We start from the raw sequence: 243 nt of genomic DNA on the forward strand, positions 1-243 counted from the left end.
GCTCAGGATTCCTCATTCTCGGAGGGCTCCTCTGCGCCGATGCCGGCCTCGTTGAGACGCTGGCGCATCTCCTTGCCCGTCTTGAACACGGGGATGGCCTTCTCGGAGACGGCACCGGGCTCACCGGTGCGCGGGTTGCGCCCGCGGCGCGCATCACGACGCTTGACCGAGAAAGCGCCGAAGCCGCGCACCTCTACCCGGTCGCCGCGTGACAAGGCTTCCGCGATCGTGTCGAGGATCGCC

General features: G+C 68.3%; 1 protein-coding gene. It reads right to left on the reverse strand.

Translation table 11 applies throughout. The features are described 5' to 3' along the window. Positions 1–2: 2 nt before the first annotated feature. A partial coding sequence (locus AC0IXR_RS25155) for an HU family DNA-binding protein (protein WP_471762614.1) occupies positions 3–243 on the reverse strand: 241 nt, incomplete at its 5' end.

This window comes from Methylobacterium sp. AC832 (assembly GCF_979256025.1).